The sequence below is a fragment of the Treponema porcinum genome, from assembly GCF_900167145.1.
Lineage (GTDB): Bacteria > Spirochaetota > Spirochaetia > Treponematales > Treponemataceae > Treponema_D > Treponema_D porcinum.
On record NZ_FUWG01000002.1, the window covers coordinates 47,575 to 63,214 of the forward strand.

Consider the following 15,640-nt stretch of genomic DNA (forward strand, 5'->3'; position numbering starts at 1 on the left):
ATTTGCAGACAACCGCAAGTTTTTCTTGCATTTTCGAAAATATGACTTAAAATGGAATTATTATGGAAAGTATACAAGACATTGTTGAATATTATGATGAACTCTTCCCTGTAACAGAAGACATACAGAATTTCTATTTGCAGCTTACCGGCTCATACCGTTCTCCTGTACGCATTCTAGGCATTGCATCCAACACAGGAACACTTGAAATATCACTTGCACGCAATAACTGTGACGTTACAGGAATAGAAGTGTCACAGCCGCTTCTGGAATCTTCAATTCTAAAACGCCGGACGCAGCTTATGTCCATTCGTTTTTTCCAGCTTTCTACTATTGAAATGAACAAATTTCTTGGAAAAGATTTTTATCACATCATATACTGCCTGAACAACAGAATTACCTACATACGAAATCAGGAATATATGGAAAAATTCTTTTTTGACTGCCGGGAACTTTTAAAAGACGGCGGAACTGTAGTACTGCACGTCCATAATTACGAAAAACTTTCACATACAGAAAAAATCATGCTTTCTCCGCGAAAAAGCATCCGCGCAACTCTTTCTACGGACATTCACGTCCGCAATGATAGAAAAGTTGCCGTAACTCAAATTCTTGAAACAGGCAACGGAAAAACACGTCCGATTATGGTAGACGAAGAAGTATATCCTCTTGTGCGCAAGGATATCATACGGTTCGGAAAAAAAGCCGGATTCAGGGATTTCAGCTTTTATTCCGGCTTTTCGCTTGCTCCGTTCACGGACGATTCTGAAAATCTTTTGTGCATAATAAAATAGCGCGCCTAATTGATCTTCCAGCGGTTTCCGTCTTTTACAAAACGCTTTGCATTTACCTCAAGCAGCCTTCCGTCCTCACCAAGCATTTTTACCATTGACGTTAAAGGATTGACTTCCGTAATTTTAAAATTCGTTCCGTCATAATAAATGCGCAGACCTTCGGACGGAAGTTTTTTCCGAGCTTCGTTATACCAGTCAAATTCGTAAGAAAGGCAGCAGAGAAGCCTTCCGCACTGACCGGAAATTTTCATTGAATTTAAAGAAAGGTTCTGGTCTTTCGCCATTCTTATAGAAACAGGACGGAGCTTGTCTGAAACTCCATGGCAGCAGAACGGACGTCCGCACACGCCCAGTCCTCCGGTAATGCGCGCTTCGTCACGCACACCAATCTGGCGCAGTTCTATGCGCATTTTGAACACGCTTACAAGATCCTTTACAAGTTCGCGGAAATCCACGCGGTTGTCAGAACTGAAGAAAAACAGTGCCTTTGGCTCATCTACCAGAAAATGAACGGCTATCAACTTCATATCAAGCCTGTGATATTCAACTTTTTCCTTAAATACCTTAAAGGCTTCTGCCTCGCGCTTTTTGTTTTCGTCAGCCTTTGCTATATCGTCCTTAGATGCCTTGCGGTCTATCTGAATTACGTCCGATGGTTTTACGCCCATCGGCTTTTTTGACTGACCAAGAACACGTGCAAGATCACGTCCGTATCTTGTGGGAACAATTACATAATCACCCGGATTAAGGTCAAGTTTTTTATCATTCTTTGCATACAGACTTTCGCAAGAATAAAACAGTTTAAGACAATACAGCGGCTGGTCAAATTCATAGCCGACAACAGACTCTTCTTCAGAATATGAATCCTCAAGCGCATCAAGGTTCATATTTTCTTCATCTATATCGTTTTCAAAAATATCACTCATAAATACCTGCTCTTTATTATAACTGCTAAGCCGCAAAAAAATCTACAATCAAACCTTTGATTTCGTCTACTTTTGCAAGCATCTCAATCCTCTCAGTGTGATTCTGAAGAATCATCGTTGCAAGTTCATCAAGCCGCCTGTTCACCACCTGAACCTGCACATACGGCTCAGGCTTGCGTTTTTCCGCAAAAAACGGACTTGTTCCGCGATACATACGCTCGCGTCCGAAGCGTTTTATTTTTGCAACTTCATAATTACTTTTTTCAATATATTTGAGGAACTGGCTCACAGACCGGCGGAATTTTGCAAAATTTTCCGCAGTCATATTTTCCTCCAGTTCATCGCCGGCAACATCAACCGCATCTTTCAAAAAAGAAACGGCTTCTTCCTCGGAAAGACCTGCCAGTTCCGGCGGAAGACCGGCAGAGGCAAGCTCCTCAATTTCCTGCTGCTTTTCCACCATAGATGAAAATGACGCTTTCTTTGTTTTATCGGTTTTAGTGCTGCCTTTCTGCTTTTGCGTTTCCCTGGAAACTGTAGCCGCCGCAGAAAAATACATTGATGAGCTTAGCGGATCTATGGAACTCATGAAATAACAGCCTTATCCCTGATTGCCTTTACCTGAAGGAACGTATCTACCGCAGTTGCATACCTGTTTTCTTCTTCAATGGAAATGCAGTGTCCGTGAAAAATAACCTTGTCTTCCATCTGCACCCTGCGTGAAATGATGTTTCCTACAACAGCAGACGACGAAAGCAGCTTCACCCCTTCCTTTGCAGTGATGTCACCGATTATAATTCCGCCCACAATCACGGATTTTGCCGTAAGATTTCCGCGGAAACGCGCCTTTTCGCTGATGATAACAGCTCCGTCTGTTTCAAGGTTTCCGTCAATATCACCGTCAATACGAATAAATCCGTTAACCTTCATATCTCCTTTTACAAAGGAGCCGCTTCCTACAAGAGTGTTTATTGAAATGTCATCTGAACGAAATGCCATACTGCCTGTTCTGCTTTTTACTTTGAAAGTTTTACGTTGATATATTTACTCGGATCAACTACATCCGAACCGATATGAACCTCATAATGAAGATGAGGTCCTGTCGTTACGCCTGTATTTCCGATGTTTCCGATAATCTGCCCCTGATTTACGTATTCGCCTTTTTTTACGCGGAACGCACTCATATGCGCATAGCGTGTATACATACCGTGCTTGTGGCGGATAACAATGTAATTTCCAAAACTTGCATCATAGCCGCACGTTACGACCTGTCCGTTTGCAGTCGCCATAATCGGATCGCCCTGCCGCCAGGTAGAAAAGTCAATGCCTTTGTGAATATACCACTGCCCCGTAATCGGATGAAGGTTCGGTCCGAACATCATTGAAATATGAACGTTAGGACTTGTTACCGGCCAGATGTTAGGAATTTCCTTGAACAGGGAACTCTGATTTTCAAGCATTTTTCCAACCTGTTCAATCGGCTGAACGGCATCTTCAAGATAGGAAGTAAGCGAACGTATATCGGAAGTTTCCCTTACAGAACCTTTTACAGAATCCCGGGAACTGAAAAGCGATGACAAGTCGCTGTTACTGACCGAAGCCTGGGAAACGTTGTTTCCGCGGTCAATTCCCAAAAGAGAAAGTGACTGCGAAAGCGAAGCCTGAAAACGTTTTGCCGCCTGAAGGAGGTTTGCGTTTTCGTCGCGAAGCTCGTCAAGGCTTGCAAGAGTTTCGCGGTTCTGGTTCATCAATGAATTTATTTCAATAGATGAAGAAACGGCATTGCGGTTAAAATAGAAGAATGAAAATACAATTCCTATTACAAGAACCATTCCGAACGAAAGCGCAAACACATTAGTCTGGATATTGATTACTTTTCCCTGTGAATGGGGAACAATCATAACAGTCAGCTTGCTGTCAAATACCTTGAATATTTTTACAAAGAAAAGTTTTACTGCTTTAAATGAAGAGACAAATCCATTATGCACATTGGAAGCAATTTTTTTTTCTATTCTTTTATATTTCTGCGTTCTCGCCAATGTTATTCTCCTGTTATGCAGAACTGTCAAAAACGAACGGATACTCCGAACGAATGTGCCGGCAGAAATTCCAAACGGCACAACAAAAACACTGCCAGTTTATAGCAGTGAAAAAGTATATCATAGTAAATATTCTGATGTCAAATTTTAGATTGAAATATTCCCCGAACGAATAAAGTTGACAACAAAAGATTACTATATTATCTTTATCGGTAGAAACGCTGAAAAAATAACGGAATGTTTCAAGACGACTCTGTCTTAATAATTATCATTTGGAAGCTAAGCCATGCAATTTTTTGATACTCACGCTCACATCGGGCTGATTTACGATGACCCTATAGAACAATTACGCGTTATTCAGCAGGCAAAACAGGCCGGCGTATCACGCATTGTAAGCATTAACAACAGTCTGCACGACTTTGAGCGGGTCTACCCTAACCTCAAGGCAATTCCGGGCATTTATCACGCCGTAGGAATAGCGCCGTCAGAAGTTACAAATCCGGGAACAGACTACCTTAACAAAATCGAGCAGTACCTCACATATCCGAACGTCGTAGCCGTAGGCGAAACAGGTCTTGACTACTACAAGCAGTTCGGCGACAAGCGTTCGCAGATTGAACTTTTTATCCAGCAGCTTGAAATTGCGCAGAAACACAATCTTCCTGTAATCATTCATAACCGTGATGCAGGAAAAGACACATTCGACGTTCTTTCAGAGCGCATTCCTGACGCAGGTGCTATATTCCACTGCTATTCAGAGGATGCAAACTACGCAAAAAAATGCCTTGATATGAACGTCTATTTTTCTTTTGCAGGAAATTTGACGTACCGCAATGCGCGTAACCTTCACGAAACGGTACTTAACATTCCGGTGGACAGAATTCTTATTGAAACGGAAAGTCCGTTTATGGTTCCGGCAGAATACCGCGAGAAAAAACGCACTATGCCGGCATACATCACCTCAACTGCAAAATTCCTTGCAGAAATGCTTGAGATGGACGAAGAAGAACTCAGCGCACAGCTGTGGAAGAACAGCTGTAAAGTGTTCAACCTGCCGGAATCATAATGTACTTTCATCCGGTAAAAATAGGCGCAGTACAGCTTGAGGGCAATATTTTTCTTGCCCCGGTTGCAGGCTATTCAGACCGCTCGTTCCGCTCGATATGCGTAGAACACGGCGCCTCGTTCACCTACACAGAAATGGTTTCCGCAGAAGCACTTGCCCGGGGCAACATAAAGACAGTTTCCCTTATGCGGCGTGCACAAAACGAAAAGGCATATTCCGTTCAGATTTTCGGCGGAGAAAGCGAAACTATGGCAAAAGCCGCTGAAATCGTCCTTGAAAAAACTGCCTGCGAATGTATAGACATAAACTGCGGCTGCCCCGTCCCGAAAATCGTAAAGACCGGTGCAGGTTCGGCACTTACACGAGACCCGGAGCGGCTTGGAAAAATCGTTCGCGCCGTAGTAAAGGCGGCGGACGGAAAAGCCGCTGTTACCGTAAAAATACGTTCCGGCTGGGACGAAAGCCACATCACCTACAGGGAGGCAGCGCTCGCCGCACTTGATGCAGGTGCAGACGCAATCACCCTTCACGCGCGCACAAAAGCGCAGGGGTACGAAGGGAAAGCAGACTGGCAGAAGCTTCGCGACCTTGTAGAACTCGCAGAAGGAAGGGTACCTGTATTCGGTTCAGGAGATTTATTTACGCCGGAAGATGCGCTCAGAATGCTGGAAGAAACAAAATGCGACGGCGTTATGTTTGCGCGCGGTGCAATGGGAAATCCGTTTATCTTTACAAAGACAATCCAGCTGCTAAAAACCGGCTCTTACGAGGACATACCTGTTTCCGAACGGATAAAAACGGGATTCAGGGAACTTGAAATGCTTGCAGTTGACGCAGGAGAAGAAGCTGCCTGCCGCGAAATGCGCAAACGTTTCTGCGCATACTCAAAAGGAATTCCCGGAGGAGCGGCACGCCGGGAGCAGACAGTTCACGCAGCCACAATAAGAGACTATCATACGATTTTTGATTCTTTTTTGAAAGCGTAGAAAAATCTCTACAAAAAAACAAAACCTTCTGATATAATACCCCATAGGAAAAACGTATGGAAAAGAATATTTTAATTGCAGGAAAAGACATTCCGTTCTGCTCTGATTTTGCACAGCAGCTTTTGCTTTCTGGATGCAATGTCGTTGCGGCAGGAAAAACAGATTCCCCGGAATCATCAGTTCCGTCAGAGGTAAAGGCAGTATCCTGGAACAAATCCTCTGCAATTTCCGCACGCTCAGTCATCATTCAGGCGGAAACGCTCCATAATTTTGCAGACGACGCAATCCTTTATTTTGACGCGCCGCAGTTTGTCGCACAATTCGGCTCGCTAACGTCAGATTCCTGCGCACCGGCAGCTGATGCAATGATTTTAGGCTATCAGTATCTGACTATTGAACTTCTGAACAGAATTGAGCAGCACAAGGCAAAAAGCAGGATTATTTTTCTTCTGAAAACCTGTCCGACGACAGCAGAAACATCCCGGTCAGCATCCCTTAAAAAGACAGTTTCTTCGCCGGCAAACGCCATTGTAGCAGCAGCAGAAGCATCGTTTGCAACATTTGCCGAAAACATTGCCGCCGTCACAGAAGAAAGCCAGTATGTTTCTATCCTGCTTGTTACAGGTAACAGCCAGAATGAAACGATGCAGAACGACCGCACGCTTGCAAAATGGCTTTCTGGCTACATAGACGCGCTGGATGCAAAAAAAGATGCACAGAAATCTTCTTCCTGGATAAAAGCCGGCGCAAAAGCACCAGCCGGTTTTGCACTTTTCAGGCAGTAATTTTAAGGATAAAGGACAGCCGATGATTTTCAGCAATATTTATATAGAATATTCTGCACGAATTGCCGCAAGTTTTTTCTGCGGACTGCTTCTTGGATTTGAGCGGAAAACGCGCCAGCATTCTGTGGGAATGCGCACCCTTATCCTTATAAGCGTTTCTTCATCGCTTCTTGCAATGCTTTCTTCAATAATAACGCTTGAACCCGGAGTAACTGGCGGCGACCCTACACGAGTTGCGGCAGGCGTAGTTACAGGAATAGGCTTTTTGGGCGCAGGAGCAATCCTGCGGCAGGGAATGAACATAAAGGGGCTTACTTCTGCCGCAATTATCTGGACGGCAGCAGCTCTTGGAATAGCGTGCGGCGTAGGACAGTATTTTCTTGCAGGAATTACGCTTGCCGTTTCGCTTGCATCGCTTATAATCCTTGAAAAAGTGGAATTCCATCTGTTCCCGGCGGAAAAATCAAAAAACCTTACGATTGTTTATGAAAACCATGACATCGACATTCAGAAAGTACAACAGGAAGTTGCAGAAGCAGGACTTATCCAGCGTGACTTAAATATGTCTGAATCAATAGAAAAAGAACGTACCGTCCTGCGTTTTTCCGTAAAAGCGCCTGGAGAATTCAAGCTTGACGAGCTTACGAAAAAACTTATGAAAACAGGAAAAATAATAAAAATCTCAATTTCTGACGATTGAAAGACGCGCAAAAAGGTAAATCTGCCGTTTCTTTGGATTTACGGCAGTTGTCAAACGCAAACTTTGTTATTAAACTTACGTTATGGGAATTTTTCAGGCTATTTCAGAATTTTTTGAATCCATTTTCAATAGAAATTCTCCCGAAGTTCAGAAGCGGCTTCAGATACGGAAAATGGAAAATGAAATACGGGCATTTCAGCCGGCACTTTTCAAGAACGGCAGCCTTCTGCCGAATTTTGCAGAAGCAATCAGAATTCTTTACATAAACACAAAACCTCTGCTGGAAGTATTCTCCACCACTATCGGAAGTTCAAACGGACAGCGCGCACGCCGGTTTGAATCTCAGCTTGTACTTACAGGATTCACGAATGAAGAACAGAAAATAATTGCATCACTTTCCTACGAAGAGCGAAAAAACGACCTTGACAATCCGAATATGACTACTTCGCAGATTTTTGACCGTCAGCATAAAAAAATCGATAAAATTATGACGGAACTCGGAACATCTGCATTCAAGAACATAGACCTGACCCTTAACTCGCTTGCACAGCTGAACGATTTATGCCGGTTCAATTTTGTAACTATACTTCAGGTATTTGACCCGAACTACATTTCCGCAGACTTAAAATATACGCCATCCTACAAAGACACTCCTATAGACAGGCTTTCCGGCACGCTGGAAGAACTGTATTTCCAGATAAACGGACTGAAATTCACAAATGCAATGGCAAATGCTGTCTGCGCCCTTGAACAGCTCCGTTCAAACGGTTCTGCCTTACAGGAAACAAAAGATTCCCTCATAAAAAACATTAAGGAAATCGCATACGTAATAAATCACATCCTTACTCCAGAAAAATTAAAAAAGCTCATCTGCTATTGCAGGCAAGATAATTCATACACCCCGAAATCTGCCGTATATAAAGAGTCTGCCTGTCAGAATTTTGAAAAAATGATGCAGGCAAAGTTCAAGTCAGACGAACAGCGCATAAAGACGGAAATGAAAGACGAAAACATACGCTCGGAACTGTCGCAGTTGTTCGGTTCAACACCGCTTCTTACGCTGTACGGCTACAATACTGATATAAATACGCGCCTTTTAAAAAATACTGCATCGTCATTCCTGTGGATTCTTCCGATGCAGATTTTAAAGACGTTTATCGCAAATTATTATACGGAAGCCGTCCGTTCACTTCTCAATGACATAGTAATCGAAGGATTTTTCAATAATCCGACATATAAAACAGAATTTTCCGCAGACGTATATGCCGCTGAAGAAGCAGTGATGACAATCAAGAACTTTGAAGAATCTTTTGCAAACAAAAGTTCTACATCACTTCAGACAATCGAAGGCTACATAAAGGATAGCAGGAACAATCCTGAATTCCTAAAAAAGCTTGACCAGACGATAACCGACATAAACAATCAGGCAAGCAAAATCATCGCCGCAGAAACAAACTCCCTGAATAGAATTTACAAGCATATTGTAGATTTAATACAGGATGCAAAAAAGCCAACAAGCGAAATAATCTCAAATCTGAAAGTTCTTCTTTTGTCCTCAAGGAATAAAGATAATACAGATTTGCTTGAACAGCAGTATCAGAAATGGGAAATCTTCTTTAAAATAATGAAGAATTATGTTATAATAACCGCCTGATAGCGTAATTTCGGGGAAGGGGAAAAACGAGAGTAATAAAATGGCAAAACGAACCTGTAAGAAAGATGACAGCATCGCTCAATACGAAAGACGTATTTATGATCTTGAGCAGTTAATTGATATTGCACGCTCATTCAGTTCTACAATAGATACGAACACCCTTCTTGAATCTATTGTCTTTTCCTGTATGGCACAACTGCACGTTGCGGATGCAGGCATATTCGTTCTTGATTCGCTTAACTCTGACAATTTTATTCTGAAAACAAAACAGAATATTATGGATCCGAACAATAACAAGAATTATCAGATTGCATATTCAGATCCTGCTGTTTCTTTTCTTACGGAAAACAAGAATTCAATAACGATGGACATTTTGCAGAAAAACTGTCCGGACAGTGCCGCAATAAAAATCTTTCAGGAGCTTAATCCTACCCTTATCGTTCCGCTGCTCCAGAAAAATCACCTTAGCGGAATTCTTTTCCTTGGCGAGCGCTTTTATTTTGATGCGGAAACAGGAATAGACTACACGGAATACGAAAAAAATCTTGTCCTTTCCATAGGCTCGCTTGCGGCAATCGCAATCAACAATGCAACCCTCATTGAACGGTCGTCTACCGATATGATGACGCAGCTCAAGCTGAAATATTTTTTCTTCAACGTCCTTACGGAAAAGCTGGATAACGCAATGTCGGAAAAAAAGCCGCTTTCGGTAATTATGTTCGACATCGACTTCTTCAAGCATTTTAATGATACATACGGTCACGAATGCGGAGATTACGTCCTTAAGCAGGTAGCATTTCTCATAAAGCAGAATCTGCGCGAAGAAGACCTTGCAAGCCGTTACGGTGGCGAAGAATTCACCGTTCTGTTGAACGAAACTACAAAAGACGCCGCAATCGCCGTTGCCGAGCGAATTCGATCCTGCATTGAAAACCACGACTTTGTATTCAACAATCAGCATATGCACGTAACGATTTCCTGCGGCGTAGCTGTATTCGACCACGAATCAAACCCGGTTACCATAGCAAAGCAGCTTGTAAATCAGGCAGACCAGGGACTTTATATGTCCAAGCACAACGGACGCAACAGAGTTACCTATGCGCCGCCGTCGCTAGTTTCGCTTGACGACGAAGAGTCAAAATGACAAAAAATCCGCTGCGAAAACCGTTTGAATATTCATTTTTTTCGGCAAGCATCATCCTCATAATCATTAACTGCATTATATTTGCAGCCACCTCTTTTTTTCCGCGCATCCAGCTGTATCTTGGCTTATGCCCCGCGCTCATCATAAAATACAAAATGCTGTGGCAGCCGGTTACATATATGTTCATCCACGGGAGCCTTTCACATCTTCTGTCAAATATGATAGGACTTCTGTTTTTCGGAATGCCGCTTGAAAAGGCAATCGGTTCAAAAGAATTCCTTTTGATGTATTTTGTATGCGGAATTGCAAGCGGACTGTGTTCGTTTGCATTCTACGTATCTACCGGAATATATGCCGCAATCCTTATCGGAGCAAGCGGTGCGCTGTATGCAGTTCTTTTTGCCTTTGCAACGGCATTTCCAAAAGCAAACATCTACATCTGGGGAATACTGCCTATTCCTTCCCCGATACTTGTGCTCATCTACACAGGAATTGAACTGTTCAGCCAGTTTTACGGAATAAAATCGAACATTGCGCACTTTACCCACCTTTTCGGATTTCTGGCGGCGTTCCTGTATTTTATCATACGGATGGGAATAAACCCGATAAAAATATGGAAGAATGCCTTTAAATAAAGGACGGAACATTAAACGCCCTGCACGAACCGGCGAAGTCAAAAATATGAAACGAATTTGCATAATCATAATATTTTTTTTCTTTTTACGCGTTTTTGCACAGACTCCGGACTTTACGGAAAAAATACGAATTCCGCTGTGGGCAGAACTTGATGCATACCCGGAACTTGCAGAAGCGCAGGACACTTCATCCGGGCAGTTTGACTATCCTATAAGCCGCCTAAAAAAAACAGCACCTTTTCTTTTAAACGGAATGGTTTACGGCTGGCGCTTTGAATATACTCCGTCAGACAGGCTGCGCGGCGTTGCAGAATATTTTAACGTAGAAGAAATCAACACGATAAAGGAAGAGGACGGTTCTATTACATACACAAAGCCATGGTTCGAAAACAACCGCGTTTACTGCTGGGTAGAATTTACGCGCACTCCGCAGATGATATGGACTCTGAAAGCCTGGAATTCAATACAGTCAAAAAAAATTCAAGGACGCGGAACAGGAATGATTGCAGACGGATTTGACGGCATTACGAATGCGACAAATGACGCGCTGAAAAACGCTATCCGTGAACATTACAGACAAATACTGAAAAACAAGCCAAAAGAAATTGACGGCCATGTCATTATCCGCGGAACGCCTCAAATCGGAATAAATGCAGGACGATATGTAGTTGAACTTGATTTTTTTCTAGAAACGGATAGAATAGTAAAGTACACTCGGTTTTGAGCTGTACAATCTGGAGGTTTACTATGAAAAAAATTATAGCTGTTATCCTTACACTGTATGTTGCTGCAGGATTTGCATTTGCGCAGTCAGAAGCATCTGCACTGCCTGAAGATGAAATCAAAGTAGATCTTACAAAAAAGACTATCACTCCGAAAAATCAGCATCTTGACCCGGAGGATAAAACAGGAAAAGTCATCATCGAATATACTCCTATGGTCGATGAAGTCCGCATTTCTTATACATGTATGTACAATCTGTACGAGCAGGGAAAAGCAATGAACGCTATTCTTGGCTGTCTTGAAGATTTTACAAAGGATAATAATTATTATCACTACAAGTATATGGAAAAAGACAGAGAAAGATATTATAAAGACAGCCGTGGCATTAAATGGGCAGAATATACCGCTCATGTAAAATTCACTCGGTAGTCTTACAGGTAAAATTTTAAATGGACATTTCAAACATCACAAAGAACCTGCACCCTCTTGAGATCAAGGTGCTTCTGCATTATTCAGACAAGGATGAACTGACGTCTGAACGACTTATCAAGGAACTTGATTACAAGGAAGGTCACGCAAATCAGGCGTTCTCCTGGCTTTCCGGAAAGAAACTGTTGAAGGAAACAGGACGTACTCCGCACACCTATTTTGAAATTACGGAAACAGGCCGCGAACTTTCAAAAACCGGTACAGTTGAAGAACGCGTAATTGCGCTTGTAAAGGAAAACGGTGCAAAAACCCTTCCGGAAATTGCAGCGGCTCTTTCCATTGAAAACAAAGACATCGGAAGTGCGTTCGGTATGCTTTCTAAAGAAGGCGTACTTAAAATGAACGCAGAAAAAAGGGCAGAATACACAGGCTCTGCACTTCCTTCACGGATTGCCATAACGGCAGAGCTTCTGAAAAAAGCTTCAGGAACGGAGAATGGACTTCTTGACAATGCAGATCTTAGTGCAGAAGAACAGTCTGCAATGGCAGGACTCGCAAAAAAACGCGGTGCCACAGACAGTCCTTTTAAAATCATCGAACGTGAAACAGTTACATACAAACTTACTGCTGATGCAAAAAAAATTACTGAAGCGCTAAAAAAAGCCGGTGTTACAGGAAACGAAATCGGCGAAGTAACTCCAAAAATGCTTGCCACTGGCGAATGGAAAAACGGTACGTTCAGAGGATATAACATTACTATTCCTCCGGCACGCATCATTCCGGGACGTACAAATCCGTATGTACAGTTTCTTGAATCCGTAAAAGACAAATTATGCTCGCTCGGATTTCAAGAATTTGACGGTCCGCTCGTAGAAACGGAATTCTGGAACGGCGATGCGCTGTTTATGCCGCAGTTCCACGCTGCACGCGACATTCACGACGTATACCGCATAAAAAATCCGACGCACGCAAAATCAATAGAAGAACCGTATCTTTCAAATATTGCGCGCGTTCACGAGAACGGAGGAGATTCTGGAAGCCGTGGCTGGAACTACAGTTTTGACCGCGAATTTACGCGCCGGCTTATCCTCCGCAGTCAGGGAACGGTTCTTTCTGCGCACCAGCTGCACAAAGCAGAAATTCCGGGAAAATATTTCGGTATTGCGCGCTGTTTCCGCTATGATAAAGTAGACGCAACGCACTTGAGCGATTTCTACCAAACGGAAGGCATCGTATTAGGTGAAGAAGCAAATCTTAAGACATTACTGGGATTTTTGAAAATGTTTGCTACGGAAATTGCCGGTGCAACAGAAGTAAAATACGTGCCGGGCTACTTCCCGTTCACGGAACCGTCTGTTGAAGTTCACATAAAGCACCCTGTTCTGGGATGGTTTGAACTTGGCGGCTCTGGTATTTTCAGACCGGAAGTTACAAAAGCAATGGGAATTGACGTTCCTGTTCTTGCCTGGGGAATTGGAATTGACCGTATGGCGCTTATGGCTCTTGGTCTGAACGACCTGAGGGAACTTTTCTGCGAGGACATTGAAAAAGTCCGCCAGAGAAAAGCTAAATTCTAATAAGTTACCTGATTGAAAAAGGGCGGAAGTTTCCGCCTTTTTTTAGTTTAACATATTTTTAATTACTTCTGACATTTTAAGTTCACCACCAGAACACAGGGCAGAAATGAACGGACGCGCAGCAAGAACGGCATCTGCACCAAGAAATTTCGCCGTCCGCACATCTTGGGAAGTACGTATTCCGCCATCAACCCACACCTCTCCGCAGTAATTACGCAGTTCTGCCGCATACGTTTCAAGGAAAGAAGCGGTACTCATATACGGAGTATCAACTCGTCCTCCGTGATTTGAAACGACGGCAATGTCCGGCTTAACTTCCCGGCACAGCGCAACATCATCCCGCGAAAAAATACCTTTCAGCATGAGCGGACGCCCAGAGAACGTGCGGAATTCCTGTATCTGCACAGAAGTTTTCCGTTCAAGATGCGCCTGATTCCGCATCGTAACGATATTATACGCATCAATATCCATTCCGATTGCGGCAGCAGTCGGACGAACACTCTCAATTCGCTTAAACAGAATGTCATCAGGATAAGGCTTTAAAAAATAATATGCCGTTTTTTTAAGGGAAGATACCGCCTGTATTCCGAATGCAAGCTTTTCGTCCGGGCTTCCGTCTCCTATGCAGATGCGGATGCCACTTTCGGAAGCAGCGCGCACATATGGAAGGTAAAAATCTTTTTCGTTTGAAAAACCGATGTTCTGGACGGCACCTGTAACCGGCGCAATTCCAATATCAGACGGAGAAAGCACAACAGAGTCAACGGAATTTTGCAAAGACGGATGAGATTTGTACCACTCGTTCCAGGCGGCGCAATTTAAAATAAAAGTGCGGCTGCCGTCAACGCCTCCCATTCCCGGAAGCTGACCTGTGCAGCCGTACCCTGCGCACACCGTGCAAAAGCGGCATTTGAAATCGCAGGAAAAAGCTGGTTTTCCGGCAAAAGACGGACTAGTCGCCAAAACAAATTCCTACTGAACGGCCGCTCTGAATAATCGGATCATCAAGCGGAATATTCTTGACTTTTCCGGCACATTCAGAAAGCGGAACTCCGACAATCTTATTGTTCTGCATAGCAACAAGTTTTCCGAAATCCTCGCGCGCAAGAAAATCAGCGGCCGCGACACCAAACTGATTGGCAAGAACGCGGTCATACGGAGAAGGAGTACCGCCGCGCTGAAGATATCCAAGAACGCTCACACGGGATTCAAGTCCTGTAGCCTCTTCAAGCTCGTGCGCAACGCGATAACCTATTGACTGCGGCATTTCAAGGCGGGCTTTCTTGAACTCTTTTTTAGTCATTTTTGCTTCTGCCTTTGAAAGTGCACCCTCGGCAACAACAACGATGGAAAAATTCTTTCCTGCATCGCGACGGGCAAGAATTTCCTTTGAAACAGATTTTATGTCATACGGAATTTCCGGAATAAGGCAGACATCGCCGCCACCGGCAATTGCGGAATACAAGCCGAGCCATCCTGCCTTATGTCCCATAACTTCAACAACCATTACGCGGCTGTGACTGTGCGCAGTCGTGTGAATTCTGTCGATTGCTTCCGTAGCAACGTCAACTGCCGTATGAAATCCGAACGTAATATCCGTTCCTACAATGTCATTGTCTATTGTTTTTGGAAGACCGACAACGTTCAGTCCTTCCTCAAAAAGAAGGCTTCCTGTTGTGTTCGTGCCGTTTCCGCCAAGAACGACAAGAGCATCCATCTTCCATTTCTTGTAGTTTTTCTTTATTGCCTCAATCGGCAGCAGTCCTGTATCTGCATCAGGAACAGGATTTTTAAACGGCTTGTCGCGTGCCGTTCCCAAAATTGTTCCTCCGCGGGTAAGAATTCCTGCCACATCACCGGTTTTTATCTGAAAGCAGTCGCCTTCAACCAGTCCACGATAGCCGTTTCTGATACCTACAAATTTCATTCCGTAGTTTATCATTCCAGAGCGGCACACACCACGTATAGCGGCATTCAGTCCCGGAGCATCACCACCGGCTGTAAGAATACCGACCGTTTTTACTGCTGTCTTTTTCATACTACTGATTATATATCAGCAGCAAACACCTTAGCAAGATTTATTTTTGAATGAAATTCACCTTTACCTGAAAGCCTGCGGTTACGGCAATTGACTATAATTCTGATAGAAGTTATTATTTTCTATTATATCTAATTTCCTATT

At 43.4% G+C, this 15,640-nt stretch carries 17 protein-coding genes; 11 read left to right on the forward strand and 6 right to left on the reverse strand.

Annotated features, from left to right (window positions below):
- Positions 1 to 62 precede the first annotated feature (62 nt).
- Positions 63 to 794 (forward strand): class I SAM-dependent methyltransferase, encoded by a 732-nt coding sequence (locus B5D55_RS00215; RefSeq protein WP_078931971.1) that lies wholly within the window; start codon positions 63 to 65, stop codon positions 792 to 794.
- Positions 795 to 799: 5 nt separating this feature from the next.
- Here the strand turns inward: B5D55_RS00215 and B5D55_RS00220 are convergent, their stop codons facing one another.
- From B5D55_RS00220 to B5D55_RS00235, 4 genes are read right to left on the reverse strand one after another with little or no spacing between them, the layout of a single operon-like run.
- Complete coding sequence (locus B5D55_RS00220; protein WP_078931972.1) at positions 800 to 1,720, reverse strand: PSP1 domain-containing protein; 921 nt, start codon at positions 1,718 to 1,720, stop codon at positions 800 to 802.
- A gap of 25 nt (positions 1,721 to 1,745) precedes the next feature.
- Complete coding sequence (locus tag B5D55_RS00225) at positions 1,746 to 2,309, reverse strand: YaaR family protein (protein ID WP_078931973.1); 564 nt, start codon at positions 2,307 to 2,309, stop codon at positions 1,746 to 1,748.
- The gene (locus B5D55_RS00230) at positions 2,306 to 2,719 is read right to left on the reverse strand and encodes a bactofilin family protein (protein ID WP_078931974.1); all 414 of its coding nucleotides are present in this window, start codon (positions 2,717 to 2,719) and stop codon (positions 2,306 to 2,308) included. The genes B5D55_RS00225 and B5D55_RS00230 overlap by 4 nt, the downstream gene beginning before the upstream one ends.
- Positions 2,720 to 2,736: 17 nt before the next feature.
- Positions 2,737 to 3,759 (reverse strand): M23 family metallopeptidase, encoded by a 1,023-nt coding sequence (locus B5D55_RS00235; protein WP_078931975.1) that lies wholly within the window; start codon positions 3,757 to 3,759, stop codon positions 2,737 to 2,739.
- Positions 3,760 to 4,045: 286 nt separating this feature from the next.
- Here B5D55_RS00235 and B5D55_RS00240 point away from each other — a divergent pair, with 286 nt between their 5' ends.
- From B5D55_RS00240 to pheS, 10 genes are all read left to right on the forward strand, one after another.
- On the forward strand, positions 4,046 to 4,825 hold the full coding sequence (locus tag B5D55_RS00240; protein WP_078931976.1) for a TatD family hydrolase: 780 nt from the start codon (positions 4,046 to 4,048) through the stop codon (positions 4,823 to 4,825).
- A complete protein-coding gene (gene dusB / locus B5D55_RS00245; protein WP_078931977.1) occupies positions 4,825 to 5,811 on the forward strand; it encodes a tRNA dihydrouridine synthase DusB in 987 nt (328 codons plus the stop codon). The genes B5D55_RS00240 and dusB overlap by 1 nt, the downstream gene beginning before the upstream one ends.
- A gap of 56 nt (positions 5,812 to 5,867) precedes the next feature.
- The gene (locus B5D55_RS00250; protein ID WP_078931978.1) at positions 5,868 to 6,596 is read left to right on the forward strand and encodes a hypothetical protein; all 729 of its coding nucleotides are present in this window, start codon (positions 5,868 to 5,870) and stop codon (positions 6,594 to 6,596) included.
- Positions 6,597 to 6,618: 22 nt separating this feature from the next.
- Entirely contained in the window at positions 6,619 to 7,296 is a 678-nt protein-coding gene (locus B5D55_RS00255) for an MgtC/SapB family protein (RefSeq protein WP_078931979.1), read from the forward strand.
- Between the two features lie 82 nt (positions 7,297 to 7,378).
- Positions 7,379 to 8,950, forward strand: a complete 1,572-nt coding sequence (locus B5D55_RS00260) for a DUF5312 family protein (RefSeq protein ID WP_078931980.1) — start codon at positions 7,379 to 7,381, stop codon at positions 8,948 to 8,950.
- A 40-nt stretch (positions 8,951 to 8,990) separates the two neighbouring features.
- Positions 8,991 to 10,094: a diguanylate cyclase DgcA gene (gene dgcA, locus B5D55_RS00265; protein ID WP_078931981.1), complete on the forward strand. Its 1,104-nt coding sequence runs from the start codon at positions 8,991 to 8,993 to the stop codon at positions 10,092 to 10,094.
- The gene (locus tag B5D55_RS00270) at positions 10,091 to 10,729 is read left to right on the forward strand and encodes a rhomboid family intramembrane serine protease (protein ID WP_078931982.1); all 639 of its coding nucleotides are present in this window, start codon (positions 10,091 to 10,093) and stop codon (positions 10,727 to 10,729) included. Before dgcA ends, B5D55_RS00270 begins: the two co-directional genes overlap by 4 nt.
- A gap of 46 nt (positions 10,730 to 10,775) precedes the next feature.
- Positions 10,776 to 11,453 carry a hypothetical protein gene (locus B5D55_RS00275; RefSeq protein ID WP_143593107.1) on the forward strand — a complete coding sequence of 226 codons (678 nt, stop codon included), beginning with the start codon at positions 10,776 to 10,778 and terminating at the stop codon, positions 11,451 to 11,453.
- A 23-nt stretch (positions 11,454 to 11,476) separates the two neighbouring features.
- Positions 11,477 to 11,881, forward strand: a complete 405-nt coding sequence (locus B5D55_RS00280) for a hypothetical protein (protein ID WP_078931984.1) — start codon at positions 11,477 to 11,479, stop codon at positions 11,879 to 11,881.
- A 20-nt stretch (positions 11,882 to 11,901) separates the two neighbouring features.
- The gene (gene pheS / locus B5D55_RS00285; RefSeq protein ID WP_078931985.1) at positions 11,902 to 13,458 is read left to right on the forward strand and encodes a phenylalanine--tRNA ligase subunit alpha; all 1,557 of its coding nucleotides are present in this window, start codon (positions 11,902 to 11,904) and stop codon (positions 13,456 to 13,458) included.
- A gap of 42 nt (positions 13,459 to 13,500) precedes the next feature.
- On the opposite strand, the gene B5D55_RS00290 is transcribed toward pheS, so the two are convergent.
- Together B5D55_RS00290 and B5D55_RS00295 are read right to left on the reverse strand one after the other, a co-directional pair.
- The gene (locus B5D55_RS00290; protein ID WP_234975346.1) at positions 13,501 to 14,421 is read right to left on the reverse strand and encodes an alpha-hydroxy-acid oxidizing protein; all 921 of its coding nucleotides are present in this window, start codon (positions 14,419 to 14,421) and stop codon (positions 13,501 to 13,503) included.
- Complete coding sequence (locus B5D55_RS00295; RefSeq protein ID WP_078931986.1) at positions 14,411 to 15,496, reverse strand: 6-phosphofructokinase; 1,086 nt, start codon at positions 15,494 to 15,496, stop codon at positions 14,411 to 14,413. Before B5D55_RS00295 ends, B5D55_RS00290 begins: the two co-directional genes overlap by 11 nt.
- Between the last annotated feature and the right edge of the window lie 144 nt (positions 15,497 to 15,640).